Source organism: Cohnella cholangitidis (assembly GCF_014107495.1).
In the GTDB taxonomy this organism is placed as follows: Bacteria; Bacillota; Bacilli; order Paenibacillales; family Paenibacillaceae; genus Cohnella; species Cohnella cholangitidis.
On record NZ_CP041969.1, the window covers coordinates 2,736,249 to 2,755,966 of the forward strand.

Annotated in this window: 20 protein-coding genes; 9 read left to right on the forward strand and 11 right to left on the reverse strand. The window is 51.6% G+C overall.

Annotated features, from left to right (window positions below; all coding sequences use genetic code 11):
- Positions 1-11 precede the first annotated feature (11 nt).
- Positions 12-341, reverse strand: coding sequence for a chaperone CsaA (gene csaA, locus FPL14_RS12920; protein WP_182303380.1), 330 nt, complete (start codon positions 339-341; stop codon positions 12-14).
- A gap of 83 nt (positions 342-424) precedes the next feature.
- Here csaA and FPL14_RS12925 point away from each other — a divergent pair, with 83 nt between their 5' ends.
- Positions 425-1,087 carry a lysoplasmalogenase gene (locus FPL14_RS12925; protein ID WP_182303381.1) on the forward strand — a complete coding sequence of 221 codons (663 nt, stop codon included), beginning with the start codon at positions 425-427 and terminating at the stop codon, positions 1,085-1,087.
- A gap of 11 nt (positions 1,088-1,098) precedes the next feature.
- On the opposite strand, the gene FPL14_RS12930 is transcribed toward FPL14_RS12925, so the two are convergent.
- On the reverse strand, positions 1,099-2,073 hold the full coding sequence (locus FPL14_RS12930) for an aldo/keto reductase (protein WP_182303383.1): 975 nt from the start codon (positions 2,071-2,073) through the stop codon (positions 1,099-1,101).
- Positions 2,074-2,075: 2 nt separating this feature from the next.
- On the reverse strand, positions 2,076-3,149 hold the full coding sequence (gene rlmN, locus FPL14_RS12935; protein WP_182303385.1) for a dual-specificity RNA methyltransferase RlmN: 1,074 nt from the start codon (positions 3,147-3,149) through the stop codon (positions 2,076-2,078).
- A gap of 337 nt (positions 3,150-3,486) precedes the next feature.
- Here rlmN and FPL14_RS12940 point away from each other — a divergent pair, with 337 nt between their 5' ends.
- From FPL14_RS12940 to FPL14_RS12950, 3 genes are all read left to right on the forward strand, one after another.
- Complete coding sequence (locus FPL14_RS12940) at positions 3,487-4,467, forward strand: iron-hydroxamate ABC transporter substrate-binding protein (protein ID WP_182303386.1); 981 nt, start codon at positions 3,487-3,489, stop codon at positions 4,465-4,467.
- A 70-nt stretch (positions 4,468-4,537) separates the two neighbouring features.
- The gene (locus FPL14_RS12945; RefSeq protein ID WP_182303388.1) at positions 4,538-5,545 is read left to right on the forward strand and encodes a FecCD family ABC transporter permease; all 1,008 of its coding nucleotides are present in this window, start codon (positions 4,538-4,540) and stop codon (positions 5,543-5,545) included.
- Complete coding sequence (locus FPL14_RS12950) at positions 5,542-6,549, forward strand: FecCD family ABC transporter permease (protein WP_182303390.1); 1,008 nt, start codon at positions 5,542-5,544, stop codon at positions 6,547-6,549. The genes FPL14_RS12945 and FPL14_RS12950 overlap by 4 nt, the downstream gene beginning before the upstream one ends.
- Before the next feature lie 59 nt (positions 6,550-6,608).
- Here FPL14_RS12950 and FPL14_RS12955 read toward each other — a convergent pair whose 3' ends face one another.
- Positions 6,609-7,262, reverse strand: coding sequence for an NADPH-dependent F420 reductase (locus tag FPL14_RS12955; protein WP_182303393.1), 654 nt, complete (start codon positions 7,260-7,262; stop codon positions 6,609-6,611).
- Between the two features lie 165 nt (positions 7,263-7,427).
- Between FPL14_RS12955 and FPL14_RS12960 the strand changes: the two genes are divergently transcribed.
- Entirely contained in the window at positions 7,428-8,294 is an 867-nt protein-coding gene (locus tag FPL14_RS12960; protein WP_182303394.1) for a LysR family transcriptional regulator, read from the forward strand.
- A 6-nt stretch (positions 8,295-8,300) separates the two neighbouring features.
- On the opposite strand, the gene FPL14_RS12965 is transcribed toward FPL14_RS12960, so the two are convergent.
- Complete coding sequence (locus FPL14_RS12965) at positions 8,301-9,035, reverse strand: SDR family NAD(P)-dependent oxidoreductase (RefSeq protein ID WP_182303973.1); 735 nt, start codon at positions 9,033-9,035, stop codon at positions 8,301-8,303.
- Between the two features lie 128 nt (positions 9,036-9,163).
- On the opposite strand from FPL14_RS12965, the gene FPL14_RS12970 reads away from it, so the two are divergent.
- Entirely contained in the window at positions 9,164-10,042 is an 879-nt protein-coding gene (locus FPL14_RS12970) for a LysR family transcriptional regulator (RefSeq protein WP_182303395.1), read from the forward strand.
- Between the two features lie 54 nt (positions 10,043-10,096).
- Positions 10,097-10,453 (forward strand): SDR family NAD(P)-dependent oxidoreductase, encoded by a 357-nt coding sequence (locus FPL14_RS12975; protein WP_182303396.1) that lies wholly within the window; start codon positions 10,097-10,099, stop codon positions 10,451-10,453.
- On the opposite strand, the gene FPL14_RS12980 is transcribed toward FPL14_RS12975, so the two are convergent.
- From FPL14_RS12980 to FPL14_RS12995, 4 genes are all read right to left on the reverse strand, one after another.
- A complete protein-coding gene (locus FPL14_RS12980) occupies positions 10,450-11,235 on the reverse strand; it encodes a hypothetical protein (protein WP_182303397.1) in 786 nt (261 codons plus the stop codon). The genes FPL14_RS12975 and FPL14_RS12980 overlap by 4 nt on opposite strands.
- Before the next feature lie 154 nt (positions 11,236-11,389).
- A complete protein-coding gene (locus tag FPL14_RS12985) occupies positions 11,390-12,913 on the reverse strand; it encodes an MDR family MFS transporter (RefSeq protein ID WP_182303398.1) in 1,524 nt (507 codons plus the stop codon).
- A 188-nt stretch (positions 12,914-13,101) separates the two neighbouring features.
- On the reverse strand, positions 13,102-13,743 hold the full coding sequence (locus FPL14_RS12990; protein ID WP_182303399.1) for an NAD(P)-dependent oxidoreductase: 642 nt from the start codon (positions 13,741-13,743) through the stop codon (positions 13,102-13,104).
- A 104-nt stretch (positions 13,744-13,847) separates the two neighbouring features.
- Positions 13,848-14,285, reverse strand: a complete 438-nt coding sequence (locus FPL14_RS12995) for an Rrf2 family transcriptional regulator (protein WP_182303400.1) — start codon at positions 14,283-14,285, stop codon at positions 13,848-13,850.
- Positions 14,286-14,464: 179 nt separating this feature from the next.
- Here FPL14_RS12995 and FPL14_RS13000 point away from each other — a divergent pair, with 179 nt between their 5' ends.
- The gene (locus FPL14_RS13000; RefSeq protein WP_182303401.1) at positions 14,465-16,408 is read left to right on the forward strand and encodes a sensor histidine kinase; all 1,944 of its coding nucleotides are present in this window, start codon (positions 14,465-14,467) and stop codon (positions 16,406-16,408) included.
- Here FPL14_RS13000 and FPL14_RS13005 read toward each other — a convergent pair.
- Positions 16,385-16,621, reverse strand: coding sequence for an NHLP leader peptide family RiPP precursor (locus tag FPL14_RS13005; protein WP_182303402.1), 237 nt, complete (start codon positions 16,619-16,621; stop codon positions 16,385-16,387). The two genes, FPL14_RS13000 and FPL14_RS13005, sit on opposite strands and share 24 nt — an antisense overlap.
- 69 nt (positions 16,622-16,690) lie before the next feature.
- Positions 16,691-17,650, reverse strand: coding sequence for a hypothetical protein (locus tag FPL14_RS13010; RefSeq protein WP_182303403.1), 960 nt, complete (start codon positions 17,648-17,650; stop codon positions 16,691-16,693).
- Positions 17,651-17,867: 217 nt separating this feature from the next.
- Here FPL14_RS13010 and FPL14_RS13015 point away from each other — a divergent pair, with 217 nt between their 5' ends.
- On the forward strand, positions 17,868-19,646 hold the full coding sequence (locus tag FPL14_RS13015; RefSeq protein ID WP_182303404.1) for a methyl-accepting chemotaxis protein: 1,779 nt from the start codon (positions 17,868-17,870) through the stop codon (positions 19,644-19,646).
- Positions 19,647-19,718 lie beyond the last annotated feature (72 nt).

A 19,718-nucleotide genomic window follows, 5' to 3' on the forward strand; every position in this document is an offset into this window, starting at 1 on the left:
CTCTCCTTTACTTACGCGATAGGCGTCCCGTTGTCCACCGGCGATTCCGGCTGCAGCAGCACGACATCTCCCTCTTCCGGAACGGCGCCGAGAACCAGCACTTCGGATTTGAATCCCGCGATGCGCCTCGGAGGAAAATTGACCACGGCCGCCACTTGCTTGCCAATCAAGGACTCGGGCGAGTATCTATTCGTAATCTGCGCGGATGAAGCGAGAATCCCGAGCGGCCCGAAATCGATCGAGAGCTTTATCGCGGGTTTCCTGGCTTCCGGGAACGGTTCGGCTTCCACGATCGTACCGATACGAATATCCAAAGCGGAAAAATCGTCTATCGTTGCCATACTAATCTCCTTAATTTGCGGTATCGCATGTATAATATAGAAAAGCCTCTATCGGGCAACAGTGAAGAATGGAGATCCTTCTCATGAAAAAATACGTCTTGCCGTCGCTCATCCTGTTCACGGGCTTATTGTATATTTTCGTCATTCCCGCAGAGCCTCATGGCGTTAAGCTGCTGTTCAAGCTTATTCCCATGGCCTTGATTATCGCTTACGCCTATCTTCGGATTCCGGCTTCTAGTAAGCGCTATCATTGGGTCGTTCTGGCCGGATTGTTCTTCTGCATGATGGGAGACGGATTGCTGGGCTGGTTTATTATCGGTTTATCCGCCTTCCTCGTCGGACATCTGTTCTATATGACCGCCTTTTTCGGCAGGTGGCGGTTCTCGCTCTTGCGGTTCGCAACAATCCTGCCGATCGCCGCGTATGCCGTATTCATGAGCAATCGGCTTGTGGAAGCCTTAACGAACGATGACCAAACCCATTTCATTATCCCCGTTCTGGTGTATGTCACCGTCATCTCGTTAATGGCATGGTCCGCCATCATGTCCGGGAATAGGCTGGCGATCGCCGGAAGCCTGCTGTTCGTCGTCTCGGATTCGGTCTTGTCTTGGAACATGTTCGTATCCGACGTGACCTACGCCGGACCGATCATCATGCTGACTTATTATTCCGCCCAATATTTAATCGCGCGCAGCCTTCAGACGGCTCCTAAGCCAACGGCTGCTCCCGCGACTATAGCGCAATAGCCTCTGTTCGATTAGGGCAATCGGTATATGGCGAACGGCTTGCCGTAACGGAACGGTTCGCTTATCCCGTTCAACGCACCGGCGGTTTGCGAATCCAGTTCAAGATCTACGCTGCGTAAATTCTCGTCCAACTGCTCGGTGCGCGTAGCGCCCACGATAACGGTCGATACCGCCGGTCTGTCCATGAGCCAAGCCAACGAGAGAGCGCTAGGGGTAACGTTCCGCTCCGCCGCAAGCTTGCCGACTTGCTCGGATAGCTCCAGATACCGATCTTCCAGAAATCTGCCGAAGCTCGGGTCCGTGTTCGCTCTCGAACCTATCGGCTCCTTGTTCGACGCGCTATATTTGCCGCTTAAGATCCCGCCCGCAAGCGGAAAGTAAGGGATGATTCCCACCCCTTGATCCAGGCAAAGCGGGACAAGCTCGGCCTCCGGCGTGCGATCGGCCAGGGAATAGCTCGCTTGGGTAGCCGCATAACGGGCGAAACCTCTAAGCTCGCTGATCCCAAGCGCCTTCATTAACTCCCACGCGGCATAGTTGGATGCCCCGATGTAGCGGACCTTCCCCGAGCTGACCATATCATCCAAAGCTCGCAAAGTCTCCTCAAGCGGAGTATAGGGATCGAAGGTATGAATTTGATACAAGTCGACGTGATCCGTATTCAACCGTTTAAGGCTCGCTTCCAGTTCCTGCTGCAGATGGTAGCGGGATGAGCCCCGCTCGTTGGGTCCTTTGCCCCGAGGCAGCCCCGCCTTGGTCGCCAATACCGCTTCGTGCCGCCTGCCGGCCAGAGCCAGTCCGATGATCCTCTCCGACTCGGTCCCCGCGTAAATATTAGCCGTATCTATAAAGTTAATCCCGTTATCCAAGGCATGATGAACGATTCGAATGGACACGTCTTGATCTGCCCTTTTCCCGAATGCGTTGGTGCCCAAGCCTAATGCCGAGACTTCCAGCCCGCTGTTGCCGAGACGGCGATATCTCATGCTTATCCGCTCCTCTGCGCTTCAAGCTTGATTTGCTTGCTTCTGAGCTGTCCGCAAGCGGCATCGATGTCTACCCCATGCTCCAGGCGAACGCTGCAGCTTACCGATTGCTTCTTAAGCGTGTCATAGAACGCGCTCACCGTCGAACGTTCCGGTCTTTGATATTGGCTGTGCTCGTCAACGGGATTATAAGGAATCAAGTTGACGTTCACTAACGGCCGTCTATCTCCGATCAATTCGGCAAGCTCCAATGCATGCTCCCGCTGATCGTTGACATCCTTCAGCATAATGTATTCGAACGTGATTCTCCGATTCGTTTTGTCCAAATAGTAGTCGATCGCCTTCAATAGCTTCTCGATCGGGATCGCCTTGTTAATCTTCATGATCTGCGTCCGCAGCTCATTGTTCGGCGCATGAAGGGAAATCGCCAGATTGACCCTGAGGTCGGCATCTGTGAAATCGTAGATTTTGTCGGCAAGCCCGCTTGTCGATACGGTAATATGCCGAGCGGCAATCGCCAGCCCCTTCTGGTCTTTGACGGTCAATATGAAATCCACCAAGTTCTCGAAATTATCGAACGGCTCGCCGATTCCCATGACGACGATGTGGCTGACGAGCTCGCCCTTGACCGCCGAATCGAGATGATGTTGAACCTTCATCAACTGTTCCACGATCTCGCCGCTGGATAGATCGCGGCTCTTCTTGATCAGGCCGCTCGCGCAGAAGCTGCAGCCGATATTGCAGCCGACCTGCGTCGTCACGCAGACGGACAAGCCGAACTTATGCCTCATGAGCACCGTTTCGATCAAGTTGCCGTCCTTAAGCTTGAACAGAAACTTAATCGTTCCGTCCACCGATTCTTGCTTCAAATGCTCGCTAAGCGTATGGATGACGAAATGGTCCGCCAACAATTGAACGCAATCCTTGTTCACGTCGGTCATCTCGGCGAACTCTTTGACCCGTTTCCGATACAGCCAATCCCACACTTGCGAGGCGCGGGACTTCTTATGCCCTCTCTCCGCCAGCCATGAGACCAGCTGGTCGAACGTTAGTCCGTATATAGATTCAAGATTCATTCGTAACCCTCATTTCGATAAGTAGCCGGAGCTTGCATATGCTTGATAACATTGTCCCAGAAATGTTTCGGATAAACAAGCTTGCGGCGCCTTGCCGCTTATCGAATGGCGGCTAATTCCCTCGTTGAGGGAGTTTTTTTATTTGATAAAAACTGAATTAATGCTGAAAGCCGCAAAAACTATTGACAGCTCCTCTCGCAAGGCTATAGAATGTGCAATGTAGTGATTATGATAATCATTCTCATTAGGTGAATGAGACTACCCCAACCTCAATGAGAAATCACCTACATATTCCATACAAAGACAGCATTCATTTGCTGAAGGAGAGAATCATTCCATGAAAAAAGCGTTAATCCCGTTTGTTCTTATTCTCGTGCTAATCCTTAGCGCGTGCGGCGGCAAAGCCGTCAATAACGACAGCAGCCCGGCTCAGTCCGAGCAAGCCAGCCCTTCCGCTTCCGCTCCGGCCGCCACGGCCTCGGAATCGGCGTCGGCCGAAACCGCCTCGGGCACGATCGTCTATCAATCCCAGACCGGTCCGATCGACGTACCGGCCAATCCGCAGCGCGTCATCGTGCTCTCGTCCTTCTCGGGTAACGTGATGGCGCTCGGAGTACCGCTTGTCGGCGTAGACGACTGGTCCAAGATGAATCCGAAATTCGAGGAGAAGCTGAAGGACGTTCAATCCGTAACGGACGAAAGCTTGGAAAAGATCATTGAGCTGGAGCCCGACCTGATCATCGGTTTAGACAATATCAAGAACGTCGATAAATTAAAACAAATCGCCCCTACGGTCACGTTCACTTACGGCAAAGTCGATTACCTGACCCAGCACTTGGAAATCGGCAAGCTGCTCAACAAAGAAAAAGAAGCCCAAGCTTGGATCGACGATTTCAAAGCCCGCGCTCAGAAAGCCGGCGAGGACATTAAAGCGAAGATCGGCGCGGACAAAACGTTCTCCGTCATCGAGAGCTTCGATAAGCAGTTGTACGTCTTCGGCGACAACTGGGGCCGCGGCACGGAAATCCTGTACCAAGAAATGAAGCTGGCCATGCCCGAGAAAGTCAAAGAGATGGCACTGAAAGACGGTTACTACGCCTTATCCGCGGAAGTTCTTCCCGAGTACGCCGGCGACTACGTCATCTTCAGCAAAAATCCGGACGCGGACAACTCGTTCCAAAATACGGATACGTACAAGAACATCCCGGCGGTTAAAGATAACCATGTGTTCGAAGTCAATGCCAGAGAGTTCTATTTCAACGATCCGCTGACGCTGGACTATCAGCTAGACTTCTTCATTAAGAGCCTGCTTGGCTAAGATTGCCCCGAGGAGGAATTCTTGCTTCAAGAATTCCTCCCTTATTCTATGAAGAGAAGATGAGAGACCGATGACGAATAAAAAAAGCGCCATTCCCTTCACGTATAAGCTCATTGCGGGGCTTGTTGTATTTATTGGCATGTTTATCGTATCCATGGTGTTCGGCGCGAAGGACACCTCGATTCATGACTTATGGCTGGCGATAGCCTCTAACAAGACTAGCGATAAAATACTGGTACTCCGGGAGCTTCGGATTCCGCGCGAGATCGCGGCCATTCTCGTCGGGGCCGCTTTTGCCGTATCCGGCTCGATCATGCAAGGCGTAACCCGCAACCCGCTGGCCGATCCCGGATTGCTCGGTCTAACTTCAGGCGCCAATATGGCGCTTGCGCTCGCGTTGGTATTGATCCCCGGGCTAGATTACTTCGGCATCATGATTGCTTGCTTTATCGGATCCGCCTTGGGAGCAAGCCTCGTTCTTCTCTTAAGCGCAGTGCGCAAAGGCAGCCTGTCTCCTATTCGCATCGTACTTGCCGGAGCCGCCGTGTCCGCGTTCCTCTACGCGATCTCGGACGGCGTCAGCATTGTTTTCAAAATTTCCAAGGACGTCAACATGTGGACCGCGGGCGGGCTTATCGGAACGACGTGGGGCCAGCTCCAAACGATCGGTCCGGTCATTATCATCGGCGTGCTGATCGCCATCTTCCTAGCGAACCAGGTCACGATCCTTAGCCTAAGCGATGAAGTCGCCGTCGGTTTGGGTCAGAAGCTGGTACAGATCAAAGCAGCGCTATTCGTCCTTATCGTCGTGTTGACGGGCGCTTCGGTCGCGCTAGTCGGGAATTTGGCTTTCGTGGGCTTGATGATTCCCCACATCGTACGCCCTATCGTAGGAACCGACTATCGTTATATTATCCCGTTCTCCGCCGTTATCGGAGGTTCGTTCATGCTGCTCGCGGATACGATCGGGCGTACCATTAACTTGCCTTACGAAACGCCGGTCGCAGCCGTCGTGGCGATGCTGGGCTTGCCGTTCTTCCTATTAGTCGTTCGTAAAGGAGGCAAAGCTCTGTCATGATCTTATCTCATCTTATCCGCAAACAAAGGTTGATCGTTCTGGCCTGTTTAGGTTTGATAGCGGCGACCGCCGTGATCGGCATGGGGTTGGGCTACTCCTCCTTGTCGTATGACAGGCTGCTCCCGGTCCTATTCGGGCACGGAACGTTCAAAGAAGACTTCGTCTTATATTCCGTCCGGTTACCGCGAATCATGATCACGGTGCTGTCCGGCATGGCTCTCGCCTTATCCGGTTCGATACTGCAAAGCGTCACGCGCAACGATCTCGCCGATCCGGGCATTATCGGCATTAACTCGGGCGCGGGCGTGGCGATCGCCGTATTTTTCCTGTACTTTCCGATCGATGTCGGTTCATTTGCTTACACGCTTCCGCTCGTCGCTTTCGTCGGCGCGTTAATTACGGCTTGTCTGATCTATATCTTCTCGTATAGCCGAACCAAAGGCCTGAATCCGATTCGGCTAGTGCTGATCGGGGTTGGTTTCTCGATGGCGCTGTCCGGCATGATGATCGTCATCATCTCCTCGACCGAACGGCAGAAAGTCGATTTTATCGCCAAATGGATAGCCGGCAACATCTGGGGCACGGACTGGCCCTTCGTATGGGCTCTTGCTCCTTGGCTGATCCTGCTCATTCCGTTTGCGTTATTCAAGGCTACCCGATTGAACATCCTCGGATTAAGCGAAGCCACCGCCGTCGGCGTCGGATTGAAGGTGGAACGGGAGCGCGTCGTATTGCTGCTGGCTGCCGTCGCCGCTGCCGCTGCCGCCGTGTCCGTCACCGGGGGAATCGCGTTCATCGGACTGATGGCACCGCATATTGCCAAAGCTTTGGTGGGACCCCGCAACCAGCTGTTCATTCCCGTCGCGGTTCTATTGGGCGGATGGCTGCTGTTGGTCGCGGATACGATCGGGCGCAATATCGTCGGTCCCGATGGAATCCCCGCGGGGATCATGGTTTCGTTAATCGGCGTTCCTTATTTCGCGTACCTGTTGTTGAAAAAATAAAGATAAGCCGGCAGGCGGGTCCTGTCGGCTTTTTTGCTATGGGAATCGTTTCAGCAGCCTTAACCGCCCCTGCCGCCGTTCAATCCGAACAGCCGGAAAGACGCATAAGGATAAGTTCCGTAGCGGATTGCCAGTTCCCGTTCGAACAACGTCATCCGTTCGATGATCCGGTTATTGCCCAAGGCGCCTCCATCCAACACGCGAAAAGGAATGCCCCCGAGCAGCTGCAACACCGCCGCCTTAGCCGCAACGTCATCGGAAGTGACGTATACGTCGCTCCATTGACCGTCGTGTACGGGGTTCTCCAGCACTTTGAAAAAGGTGTTCTTGAACGCTCCGACTACTTTCGTCCCGGGAATCCGATTTTGCAATTGCTCGGCAGCCGAAGTACCCCATTCCGTCGTAAAATCCTTGAAATCCTCCGTGAACGGATTGGCGATGTCGACGAGAATTTTGCCTCTAAGTTCCTCCTTAAGGTCTTCCGCCCAAGGCAACAAATCCCGGAACCAGAGAGCGGCGAAAATGACGTCCGCTTGCAAAGCCTCGTTCATGCCGACCGGAACAACGGAATCGAGCTTCGCTTCCCGCAGCAGTTCCCTTGTCTTGTCCGGCGAACGGGAAGCCCACGTCAACTCGGCGTTATTCAAAGCCGAAGCCAGCATGCCGATTAGCCCTCTACCCATTCGTCCCGTTCCTATGACGCTTACTCTCATTTTGCATCCCCTCCCTAAGTGGCTAGGGACATCATACACGGCTCGCGCGAGGCCGGGAATTTCCATTTCCTTTCATGGCTAACGCCAAAAGTTGCACCCTATTCACGCAATATCCGTTTTGGTATTCTAAGCTATAATTACATACAGACATAGCGGGTGAACAACGTGAATATCGCATACCTCGAAAGTTTTCTGGAGACGGCCAAGCAGAGAAGCATATCCAAAGCTAGCGAAAGACTGCAGATGACGCATCCTGCCTTAAGCAAGCAGCTTCGCAGCGTAGAAACCTATTTCGGCGCCACTTTGTTCAAGCGTTCCCCCGCCGGCGTGGAATTAACGGAAGCCGGTAAAGCCTTGTACGCGCGTATCGGTCCCTTATTTAAAGAAATATCGGCTTTGCGGGCGGAGCTGTCCGCCATGCGGCATTCCCGCAAAATCCGCTTAGGCGCGCTTCCGAGTCTCGCAGCTTACTACCTGCCAGAGAAAGTATTCGAGCTGAACTCTCGGAATATCGAAGCCGAGCTTGTCGTGGCGAATACGTCGGCCGAGCTGCATGACATGCTCCAATCGGGCGCAATCGACGCCGCCGTATGCGGACATATTCCGATTCATCCATCGTTATGGAGCACGGTCCTGTTCGAAGAACCGTTCTATGCCGTCGTCTATTCCTCTCACCCTCTAGCAAGCCGAACCGAAGCGTCCCTAAAGGAGTTATCCGAGGAACCGTTTATTCTCCATCCTCCGGTTTGCCAAATCAGACAATTGCTGACTACCCTGATGGAGCAGCATGGCCATCGGCCCGTTCTTAAGGCGGAAGTAGGCTTCGGGGAGTTCATTCTCGGTTACGTGGCGACGGGGGCAGGCATCGGCTTCGTTCCCCGGATCGTGGCAGTCAACGCTTCCAACCCTAAATTGCGTTCCTTTCCCATAACCAACGATGGAGCTAGACGCACGGTCAGTCTCTTCACTCTGGAGGAAGACCTGGGCAAACAACTTTTCCCTTTGTTAAAAGAAGGCCGCGCTGCGCCTTAGAGTCGGTTACAGCGTTTGTCCCCCGTCCACCGTAATGATTTGACCGGTCATCGCTTCTAGCTCCAGGGTTGCGCATATCGATTGGGCAATGTCCTCCGGAGCTGCGAGATGCTGCAATAGCAGCTTAGGAGCCAACTTCTTCATTTGTTCTTCCCTCCCGGCCCACCATCTCGTCGGGACCGCTCCCGGCACGATGCAGTTGACCCTAATATGCGGGGCTAGCGCCCTCGCCAACGACTTGGTCAATCCGTGGACCGCCGCTTTGGATACGGCATAGGGAAGCGACGAGCCGGATCCCGTGGAGCCTGCGATGCTTCCTAAATTAACGATGGCTCCTCGTCCGTTCTTCCTCATAATCGGGGCAACCGCTCTAGCGCAGTAAAACATGCCTTTAACGTTTACGCCGAACAGTTCGTCCCAAACTTCCTCGGTCGCGGCCTCCAAATCCTCCAGAGGGAGATGACGGGTAATGCTTGCGTTATTCACAAGCCAATCGACGGTTCCGAATTGCTCCTCCAGTCGATTGACCATTCCTCTAACTTCATTGTCCCTAGAAACATCGGCTTGTATGGCAATCGCCCGTCCGCCGCTCCGACGAATGAGCTGCGCCACTTCTTCCGCTTCGGCTCTAGAGCGAGAATAGTTCACCGCGACGGTAACCCCCCGCTCGGCAAGCGCTAAGCATGTCGCCCTGCCGATTCCGGTGCCTCCTCCGGTAACGATAGCGATTGTATGTGGCATCCCCAATCCAGATCCCCTCCCTTATGTTCGTAACCCAATTGTATTCCCCAAGTATTGTTTTGTATAATTGAACTTATTGAACCAATAATTCAAAATTACTGAATGTAGAAGCAATTAGGAGCGCTCTCATGGATCTCAAAACTTTAAGAACGTTTCACTTGATCGTGAAGCACGGGAGTTTTATTCAAGCAGCGGAGGAATTGAATTACGCCCAATCGACGGTAACGATGCAAATTCAAAAGCTCGAAGCCGATTTAGGGGTTCAACTCATGGAACGAGGAAAAAAAATCCGATTAACGGAAGCAGGAAGGCTATTTTACGAGCAAAGCCTGGATATCGTACAGCGCATGGAACAGGTACAAAAGAATATATCGGATCTGTCTATCGGAGAAACGGGAACGGTCCGGATCGGCGTAACGGAACCGACCGCCAGTTGCAGATTGCCTCGGCTATTGCAACGGTTCATGGCTCAATACCCGAGAATCCGCATAGCGTTGGAAATCTCCAGCACGCCTGCCTTAACGGAATCCTTAATGCAAGGAAACATCGATTTTGCCCTATGCTCCACGCCGGATGTTGGCAGCGAGCTCTATTTTCAACCGCTGTTTCAGGAGCGGTTCGTGGTTTTACTGCCGGATGAACACCCGCTTTCCCGGAAAGAGATCATTGAGCCAAGCGATTTACAAGATTACCGCCTATTGATAACGTCAGCAAACTGTCCTTATCGCAAGAAGCTCGAAACGGTTCTTCAACAATCGGGCCATATCTCGCTAGAAACAATGGAGATCGGCAGTATGACCGCTTTGAAAAATTATGTCGAATACGGCTTCGGGATCGCGCTGGTACCCGAAATCGTCTTAAACCCCCTGCCGGCAAAGACAACGGTACGTTCAATAAGCGGCTCATCCATCGATATGCTTACCGGACTGGTCCGCAAAACCTCTTCGTTACAGTCTGCCAGCGCGAAGTTATACCAGTATATTTTGCAAGAAATTAACCTAGGTTAAGGAACTCCCCCTTTTCCTGCTTTATATTGAGCATAAGAACAGGGGGAATCAAACATGAAGCAATCCGGTCATACCGTACTCATCACGGGCGGCGCTTCGGGCATCGGGCTCGCTTTGGCGGAACGGTTTATCCAGAACGGCAATAAGGTCATCGTTATCGGCCGTAATGAGATTAAGCTAGATCAAAAGAAAGATAAGCATCCCGGCATCTCGACCTATTGTTGCGATCTGGCGAGCGGAGAGCAATTGGACGCGCTTGTTCAACTGCTCTCCGCCGAACGGCTTGTTACGGAGTTTTGGGCTTCTTATCGGAACAATCGGCTCGAAATCCGCGTCGGCAAAGTTAAGCTGCTCAAGCTTGTTCAACGTTGGTTTCCTTCGCTCGCGGACAAAATATTGAAAAATAGCTAATCTTGAAGTTTAGCCGCCAACCGCCGAATCTCGTCGCTTAACCTGCGATTGACGGGATACGCCTCTTCCAAGAAGCTTAAGATGCGAAGCGCCGATTGCGGAACGCGATCGTACCCCTGGACCATCTCTCCAACGGCCTTCGCGAAAAGAGGAAATCTCGCTTCAAGCCTGCGCTCGTTGCCGAAAGGGTCGGGAAAATAGCTCACTTCCGGCTCTAACAAATGCAATACGGACAGAATGCTGTCCACCGCATAGTTTTGAACAAACCGTTGCGCGGACAGCTTCTCCCCTCTGGCATAGCGCCCCAGCCCCACGTACAGATTCGTTAGCGCCTCGTTCAAGGGGAAGTCGAGGGAATCCTTTCTCAGGCTGGCTACTTTTCCGGATACGCTGAAGTTTTCTCCATTCGCATACGAGGGAGATTTCCATACGATTCTCCCTCCGGTAAAGAAGGCGCTCTTCATTTCCTCTTCTTCGAAAATGGCATACTCGCCGTAAATCCCGTCTTCGAATAGAATTTTGCAGCCGACATCCGAATTTTTAAATTGGTAGGCCAAGGGGTGAACATCCTCCAGCCAATCCAGATGATCGATAAATCTTGTCTTAAAGCCCTGCTTCACGATGACGAAAAAATCCAAATCCGAGTATTCGTCCAACCGATCCAGTTCGCTGCCGACGGAACCAAGTCCTAATAATAACAAGGCTCCTTCTTTGGTTTCCAGATTGCTGCCGATTCCGTCGAGCCGTTGCAGCAGCCGTTGTTTAAATGCCGTTTTGTCCATGTGAATCCTCCTTTTGATAGGTCAACGCAAAAAGGGCCCAACCCCCTTCTCAGCGAGGTTGAACCCATAGGTTACATTGCCTTTATGTTATTAAGTTGAACTTAACACCGCTTGCCTTTGCTGTCAATAGGTTTGCTATCCTCTGCGCTGCGGCTTAATGAGCTGCGGCATAAGACTCCATCTCCGCCTTCGGGTCATGCTTCTCGCTGCTCATCATGCAAGCGGCGAACACGGCCAGAATCGCCGGGATCAGTCCCCATACGAAAGTATCGGATATCGAGGAAGACAGCCCCCTGGCAACGGAATCCAAGGTCGGCTCCGGGATGATGGCGCGGGCAGCCGGATTCATAAGAACGTACGGGTCTTTGAAATCGATATTAGGAGCCGGAGCGCCTCCCGCAAAGATATCGGTCAACTTACGCGTCATGGCATGGCTCTGAAGAATACCGAAGATCGTAATACCGAGCATCATTCCGAGCGAGCGCAGGAAATTCAACGTTGCGGTTGCCGATCCGCGCTGATTAATCGGTAAAGAATGCATGGCGGCGTTCGTCAAGATCGAGAACGAAGCCCCGATTCCAAGCCCGACCAGGATCATATACAAAGTAATGACAAGACGGGAAGTGTCTGCCGATATCGTCGTCAATAAGCCGATTCCCACCGCGAGCAAGATCAAAGTCGAAGCCAAGATCGATCGGTAAGACAGTTTGTTCATTACGAACCCGGCCCCGGTTGCGGTTACGACCGTGCCCAGCATCATCGGCAGCAGCACGTAGCCGGAGTTCGTGGCGGACCCCCCTAGGACGCCTTGAACGAAGATCGGAATATATACCGAAGCCACGATGAATGCCGCTCCGCTTAAGATGGCGATCATATTGCTCGTCGCGTACAACCGGTCCTTGAACATCCGGAACGAAATGATCGGTTCTTCGGCGCGCGTCTCCGCCCATAGGAACGAGATTGCCAGAACCGCGAATCCCGCGAATAAGCCGATAATCTGCATCGAGTTCCAAGCAAACATTTTACCGCCCAGCTCCAATGCGAAAATGAGACAGACGATCGCGCCGACGAGCGTAGCCGCTCCTAGCCAATCGATACGCTGCTTCGCGTGCTCGAGCGATTCTTTGTAATATCTGGCGATAAGGTATAACGAGACTAATCCGATCGGCAGGTTGATGTAGAAAATCCATTCCCAGCTAATGTAGTCCGTAATATAAGCTCCGAGCAACGGTCCGAAAATACTCGACATGCCGAACACGGCGCCGAACAATCCCATGAGCTTGCCGCGCTTATCCGGCGAAACCGAGTCGAACATGATCGTAAAAGCGATCGGAATCAAAGCTCCTCCGCCAATTCCCTGAACGGCGCGATAAATGCTGAGTTCGACGATGGAGCCTGCCGTTCCGCATAGGACGGAACCGAGCATGAACATGACGATTCCGAATAGGAAAAATCTTTTGCGCCCATACATATCCGACAGTTTGCCGAAGATCGGCATTCCCGCCATCTCCGCCACCATGTAGGCGGAAGTAACCCAGACGAACTTGTCGAGCCCTCCCAGCTCGCCTACGATCGTTCCCATAGCCGTAGCCACGATCGTATTATCCATTGAAGCCATGAGAATCGACAGCAGCAGCCCGGCTACGATCATCCCCATTTTGTTTTGACGCATTGTCATTTCTTATCTTCCTTTCGAGGTCATTTGCGATTTCTAACCCCATCATAAGCAAAGAACACTGACAACTTAGTGTCAGTGTTCCGGAGTGCTTGAAAAAAATCTATAAAGTTTGGCATAGCAACGTCTCGGAAGGCCGCCGTACATCGGTCGGGTAAATTGAAGAGCGAATCCCGCAGCCTCTTTATGCCTTACTCCGATTCCGACACGACCGTGAAACGGGAATTGATGTGCTTAGCGTTCTCGATTTCGTCCACGACCGCAATCGCGTAATCCGCGTAGCTGACATGGCTTTCTCCCTTGGAATTGACGATTAAGTTATCCTGACCCGTCACGTAGGATCCCGTACGTTTGCCTTCCGGATTGAAGAACGCCGCCGGGCTGAGGAACGTCCACTTGATACCGGTCGAATTGCGCAAGTCTTCTAGATTCTTACCTTGATTAGACGCGGTCGGTTTATAGATATCCGGGAATTCCGGCGTATCGATCAGGCGGACCGTCTTCGCTTCGTCCACGAAGAGGCTTCCCGCCCCTCCCACTACGATGACCCGCGTATCGGGAGCGCCTTGCAATGCGGCGATTAAAGCTCTGCCGGCTTCGACATGCAGATGTTCTTGGCCGAACGGAGCGCCGAACGCGTTGACGACTGCTTCGAATGCCCCGACATCCTGCGCGGTTAACTCAAAAACGTCTTTCTGAACAACCTTCGCTTTAGGTTCGTTGATCTTCGAAGCATCACGAACGATAGCCGTCACTTCGTGCCCTCTTGCCACGGCTTCCTTCAAGATTTCCGCACCCGCCTTGCCGCTTGCTCCAATAATTCCGATTTTCATCTTTAAACGCCTCCTATAGTAGTATTGAATATTATATTCTTTCGTTGTAACTATTATAGTTACAACAAGGGCAAAAAAGTAGCGTAACCTTCCTTACGAACAGTTTAAGCTTTGGACTTGATTTGTTCGGCAAGAACGGTAACCAATTCTTCCATCGTAATACCCGCTAGGATGTTCTCCATCGCTTCCTGCGCACGGGCGAGCAACAGTTGCAAGACGGCTTGAATATTGGCTCCGACCTGGCATTGCGGATTCGGCTCCTCATGAATGTGGAACAGTTTCCCCTCTTCCACGACATCGACAGCGCGATAAACTTCCAGCAAATCGATCCCGTCCAAGCTTTTGGCTAGGAACGCTCCGCCGCTGCCCGCGCGAACCGTTACCAACCCAGCTTTCTTAAGTTGCCCCAAGATCCTGCGAATAATTACGGGATTCGTTCCGACGCTGCCGGCGATCCATTCGGAGGTACAGTGGGTGCTGGGCGAAATCGCAAGCAACGATAAGATGTGTACGGCTATAGAGAATCGGCTGCTGATTTTCATGCTTAACGCCCTCCGTTGTAATCATTATAGTTACATCATTCCGCATTGTCAACCGAACGTAATATTTTCATCCTATTGCATTTCTATTTCCAAAGTAGGAGGAAATGGTAGAATATTGTCGAATTTCATCTTTTATTGCACTTAAATCCATCTCTTCCAACCGAGAAGAACGAGTAACAGTGAGGGATTCGATGAAGCTGGCGAATTGGCCGACGGTTCTGCGACTTTTTACCCTGCTCATTTCGCTTTTTATATTACTTCCTCAGCTTGCCCTGGCAGAGAGCCAGAGCCGTCCGATCGTTATCCGCGATTGGCAAATCCAGTGGATTCCCGCTCCTGCCTCATCCGACGCCCTCCCTTCCGCCCCTTCGGCTTCGGGACCATGGGAGCAAACAAGCGTCGACAACCCTTTAACGGTTATTCCTAACGGAATGCAAGGGATGTGGGCGCGTATTTCCGTACCTCCGACGGACGAATGGCAACGGCCGGGCTTGCTAGTCGACCGGTTGTACGGTCTTGAGTTATCCGTATATCAGGACGGTCAACTCGTATTTGAATCCAAACGAGATTTCAAATTCGACAGGAACAAGCTTCTGCTTCCCATTCGCAGTGCTTCCGTGCCGACGGTTTACGATATCCGCATCGATACGACGAGCGACCGCATAGGATTAGCCAGCGATATTCGCATCGACGATTTCGATAAGCTATCCCATCGCTTCGTTCTCAAGGACTTGCCCGATCTATTGCTCGGATCGTCGATCGCCGCACTGGCGCTGATCATGCTGATATGCTCGGGATACTTGCGTCGCCAACAGCGAAGTTCATGGATTTCTCTGTGCCTAATCGCCTTAACGACCGGAACTTTAATCATAGTCTACTCCCCGCTGCCCTACATTTATCTCAACGAATATGGGGACTTGCTGTTGATCTTATTCGATGTGTCCTTGTTTGTGCTTGTTCCTTCGTTAAATTATTATATTGACCAAGTTTTCGAAGGGCAATTCTCCTTCTTCACCAAACTCCGGCATTTGCAGACGGGATACTCCATCATCTGCTTGCTCGCCCTGCTTATCTACACGGCTACGGGAGAACAACATTATGAAATTTCTTATTTGATTCTAAATGTCATTATGGGCGTTCTCATTCTGGTGCAGCTTCCTCTCATTATCGTCTTGTCTATTCTGAACGCCAAGAAAGGCAACAAGAATGCCATCATCTTATCGATCGGTTTTATCCTATTCGCTTTGTTATGCACGGTCGATATGTTGTTGTATTACTGGAGCAACAAAATCTACGTATTGTTCCTATGGAAATTCGGAGTCGCGATCATGATCCTTTCTTTGGTTATCATTCTCGCCAGGCGCATCTCCGCCGATTACGACAAACTTTTCGCCTACTCCAAAGAACTGGAATTATTCAATCATAGCCTGCAACGTACGGAGAAAATGAAGATCATTAGCGATCTCGCCGCCTCCGTAGCGCATGAAGTCCGCAACCCGCTGCAGGTCACGCGAGGATTTCTGCAGCTGCTTGCCGTGAAAACCGACGATAAAAGCAAATCGTATTTTGATCTGGCCGTTAACGAATTGGACAGGGCTTCCGATATCATTACCGACTTTCTAACCTTTGCCAAGCCTGACATCGAGAAGATTACGATCCTTAATTTATCGCAAGAGATTAAGAGCCTTGGAGCGATCATGATGCCTCTGGCGGCGATGAACGGCGGAGTTCTTAACTGCAATGTGCAGGATAACCAGTATATTTACGGCAATTCCTCGAAATTAAAGCAGGCTCTCATCAACATCGTCAAGAATAGCATCGAAGCGATCGGAAGCGAAGGAGTCATTACGATCGGGGTGGCCGCCGAGGAGGGCGAGGCCGTTGTCCGGCTCGCCGACAATGGAGAAGGAATGGAGGAAGAAGAAGTCGCCAAGCTGGGAGAACCGTTCTTCTCAACGAAAACCAAAGGTACCGGCCTTGGCTTAATGGTAACCTTCCGAATCATCGAGGTTATGAAAGGTACCATTACGATTCGCAGCACCAAAGGAAAAGGAACCGAATTTATCATCCGGTTCCCTCTAGTCGCTAACGATAACCTTTTACCAGGGAAATCTCACGTTTGATTCCCCATCCGCAACGTCCTCCGGATTGGGAGGAAGGACGAGATAGGCCAAGGAAGGGCTCTCTTCAACCACTTTCACTTCGATCTCCGCTGGAACTTCTACGCCGAATGCTTCTTTAACGGCTTTCTTAGGATCGCTTAGCAGGCTTTTCTTGAAAGCCGGATCTGCCCAAGCCTTTTTGATAATCTGCACCTTCAAGGATTCCAATGACATGCGGACACGACCTTTCCAATATGTGGTTGAATTCCCTCTCATCATATCACGAGGCCGGGACAAAATCTCTCATTTTTTTGATATTTTCGACAAAAAGTAGGACAAAGATCCTCCCGATGCCAGTTCAAAAGTCATCTCTTCCGCCAGTCGGGCATCCCGTCTTATTTCTTCGGTTAAAGTTTGTTGAAAATCTACCAGACTTAAGGGAACGTCCGATATCTCTACTAGACGTCTCCCATATCCCTCAGAAATCTCCAATAGATGATCGAGCGCATTAGCCCGATAAATCCCTTGCTTCACCTTCCGCTCATCGAGAGGCTGATCGGGAGGCAAGGAAATTCGTTGCCTAACAAGCGTAAGAAACGCATTGCAGCTCTCCTCCGCAAGATCGTCCCGCCAATCCTTCCAATCGTCGGCCAACTGCAACGTTGCCAGCACGAGATCGATTGCCGCTTCCAGCTCCGGCAAGCTCTCCCTTCTCCCGGCCGATAGAAGCATGGCCGCTGCGCATAGCTTAACCGGGGCCGACTTAGCCGCAAGCCTTCCGGGATCGTACGGGTTCGTCGACTGCTTGTTTTCCTGGGACACGGCTACTCCCCAGACTTCCATATAACGCCTGTAATCCTGCCACACAGGGGATTCCGCCGCAAAATGCCGCCCGTAGCGTTGCTGAAATAAGACTTGATAGAGCTGACCGAGCACAAGGGCTTCCCGAACCCCTACCTTGTTGTTCGACTCGGCTCCCAAATCCATGACGTCGTCCATTAAGAAGTAATGAAGCATGGCAAAGATGTTGCCGATGGCGAGATCCCTGCACAGGATATCCGATGACTCGGCAATCCGTTCTTTAAGCCAATAAGGCAAGAGAAAGGTAATGTAGTTCGTGCCTGCGCTGTTATCCTGCGGATTGGCCTTGGCGAGCAATGCAAGCCCGATCTCGTTAAAGGGCTCGGGAAACCGCGCGGTCTCCGCAGCCGCTTCGGCGAATAGGAATGCCAACTCTTTCTCGTAGCGATCGCGCCATTTCATAGACTCGGCTCCTATCCCATTCCTTGTATTTATCCATTTTTCTTATTTTCTACCATTATACCAGCGAGTCCGCTTCTCCGGTTCCCTAAATAGTTCGAAAGCTTCTTGCTTTTTCTTAATTTTTACAATGCAAACGTTTGCACCAAACGAAAAACTGAGTTAAAATTGTGAACATAGTTCATATATCGCTATCCGAAAAACAGAAAGGGCGGCTACTATGAAACAGATAAACGCAAACGGGGTCAAAGTTAAATCCAGCGTTATGTCTAAATTCGGCTTCAGATTGTCGCAACTGAAAGTCACTCACCGCATGATCCTGCTCTTGGTGATGTTGACCGTCGTTAACATCGGGGCCGGCGGTTTCGTACTCTATCAGAATAACATCGTCCAGACGGAAATGGACAAATCGGACAAGCTTCAGAAGGTTCAAGAACAATACAGCTTGATTTCCAAGAAACTAGAAATGACTACGATAACGTTCGTCGAAATTCTGGAAACCTATACCGCATCGAAAAAAGATACCGTACGAACCAACTTGGAAGAGGTATCCGTCTCGCTCCCGCAATTAGACAGCGATCTGAAAGAACTGGACGTCGAGTTCCCGGCGAAAGATTTCCGCGATTCGTTCGCCTCGTTGGCAGCCAGATTAACGCTGGGATATAACGCTTTGAAAAAACAACACGACGCCTACGAGATGATCATGGAGAAAGCAGTCAAAGATAAAATGCGCCTGGATGTCCTTACTTCTTACTCGGATGTTCTAAGCAAAACCGACATTGATGCCCAGGCGAGATTCGCCAAGGCGTCGGAATCGCGGGACCAAGCGCTCTCCGAGGCCATCTCCTCATCGAATACAACCGTGCTGGTCAACATCATCGTCCTTGCGCTGTTGCCCGCTCTAGCGATGACGGGATTAATCTATCAGATCAGAAGAAGCCTAAGCGCCATTACAAAGCACATCGAAGCCTACAAGAACAGCGATTTTACATACGACCGCGTTCTAACGTCGAAAGACGAATTCGGCATGATCGACCGTTCGCTAACGGATATGGGGCAGGAATTGCGCGGCACCCTTGCTTCTACGGTGTCGGTCAGCGAACAGGTTCTCGCCGTAGCCGAGCTGATGTCCTCCAGTCTCGCCGATAATAAACAAGCTTCTCAAGCGGCCAGACAAGAGGTCGCCGTCAGTCAGACGCTCGTCTCTTCGCAGAGCCAATCGAATGCTTCCATATCGGCCGTCACGGAAGAAGTATCCGCCAGCTCCGAGCAAATATCCGCATCCAGCGAATCGATCAATAACGATATGAAGAGAATGCGCCAATCTTCCTACGACGGCAAAGAGAAAATGAACGAGATCGCCCATCTCGTTACCGAAACGTCTAAAGAATTCGATCAGTTGTCCTCCATCCTTCATCTCATGACCGAACGTTACGGCAAAGTTACGCAATTGCTCTCCGGAATTAGCAATATTACTTATCAGACGAACTTGTTGTCGCTTAACGCCTCCATCGAGGCATCCAGGGCAGGCGCGCACGGCAGCGGATTCGCCGTCGTAGCGGGCGAGATCCGCAAGCTCTCCGGACAGACGGACGGATTATCCAAAGCCATCGCCGTGGACCTTAAACAGATTCATGCCGATCTGAAGCAATGCGAGAGCAGCCTGGATTCGTTCGCCGCTTTGATCGAGAAGACGAAATCGATTTCCGAGGCCTCCAATACTACGTTCGATCGGTTGGAAAATCAAAGCGGCGAATTAGCCATAAGAATGGACGAGATCACCCTCGCGATCCAGGAGATCGCATTGGGCATGACAACGATCGTCGAGTCGGTAGAAACGCTGAACGAATCGTCCATCGACATTGACGGCAGAATGGATCAGGTAGCAACTCTATCGGAGGAGCAACTTCGAATTTCCGATAAACTTCTCGAAATGGCCGGCAGCCTGAAAGACGCTTCCCGGTCGCTTCGCGAGAAGACATCCTCCTTCAAGCTCTAGCCGTGGCAACAAATAAACGCCCTTCCGCGAGCCTTGGCTGCTCATGGAAGGGCGTTCTTTTTTCCCTGCTTC

What these genes read in the sequence shown, in the direction of transcription:
- FPL14_RS12945 (WP_182303388.1), top strand. Translation starts at nt 4,538, where the DNA reads ATGACGAATAAAAAAAGCGCCATTCCCTTCACGTATAAGCTCATTGCG.
- FPL14_RS13015 (WP_182303404.1), top strand. Translation starts at nt 17,868, where the DNA reads ATGAAACAGATAAACGCAAACGGGGTCAAAGTTAAATCCAGCGTTATG.
- FPL14_RS13010 (WP_182303403.1), bottom strand. Translation starts at nt 17,650, where the DNA reads ATGAAATGGCGCGATCGCTACGAGAAAGAGTTGGCATTCCTATTCGCC.
- FPL14_RS12990 (WP_182303399.1), bottom strand. Translation starts at nt 13,743, where the DNA reads ATGAAAATCGGAATTATTGGAGCAAGCGGCAAGGCGGGTGCGGAAATC.
- FPL14_RS13005 (WP_182303402.1), bottom strand. Translation starts at nt 16,621, where the DNA reads ATGTCATTGGAATCCTTGAAGGTGCAGATTATCAAAAAGGCTTGGGCA.
- FPL14_RS12955 (WP_182303393.1), bottom strand. Translation starts at nt 7,262, where the DNA reads ATGAGAGTAAGCGTCATAGGAACGGGACGAATGGGTAGAGGGCTAATC.
- FPL14_RS12950 (WP_182303390.1), top strand. Translation starts at nt 5,542, where the DNA reads ATGATCTTATCTCATCTTATCCGCAAACAAAGGTTGATCGTTCTGGCC.
- FPL14_RS12980 (WP_182303397.1), bottom strand. Translation starts at nt 11,235, where the DNA reads ATGGACAAAACGGCATTTAAACAACGGCTGCTGCAACGGCTCGACGGA.
- FPL14_RS12995 (WP_182303400.1), bottom strand. Translation starts at nt 14,285, where the DNA reads ATGAAAATCAGCAGCCGATTCTCTATAGCCGTACACATCTTATCGTTG.
- FPL14_RS12940 (WP_182303386.1), top strand. Translation starts at nt 3,487, where the DNA reads ATGAAAAAAGCGTTAATCCCGTTTGTTCTTATTCTCGTGCTAATCCTT.
- rlmN (WP_182303385.1), bottom strand. Translation starts at nt 3,149, where the DNA reads ATGAATCTTGAATCTATATACGGACTAACGTTCGACCAGCTGGTCTCA.
- FPL14_RS12965 (WP_182303973.1), bottom strand. Translation starts at nt 9,035, where the DNA reads ATGCCACATACAATCGCTATCGTTACCGGAGGAGGCACCGGAATCGGC.
- csaA (WP_182303380.1), bottom strand. Translation starts at nt 341, where the DNA reads ATGGCAACGATAGACGATTTTTCCGCTTTGGATATTCGTATCGGTACG.
- FPL14_RS12985 (WP_182303398.1), bottom strand. Translation starts at nt 12,913, where the DNA reads ATGACAATGCGTCAAAACAAAATGGGGATGATCGTAGCCGGGCTGCTG.
- FPL14_RS12930 (WP_182303383.1), bottom strand. Translation starts at nt 2,073, where the DNA reads ATGAGATATCGCCGTCTCGGCAACAGCGGGCTGGAAGTCTCGGCATTA.
- FPL14_RS12925 (WP_182303381.1), top strand. Translation starts at nt 425, where the DNA reads ATGAAAAAATACGTCTTGCCGTCGCTCATCCTGTTCACGGGCTTATTG.
- FPL14_RS12970 (WP_182303395.1), top strand. Translation starts at nt 9,164, where the DNA reads ATGGATCTCAAAACTTTAAGAACGTTTCACTTGATCGTGAAGCACGGG.
- FPL14_RS12975 (WP_182303396.1), top strand. Translation starts at nt 10,097, where the DNA reads ATGAAGCAATCCGGTCATACCGTACTCATCACGGGCGGCGCTTCGGGC.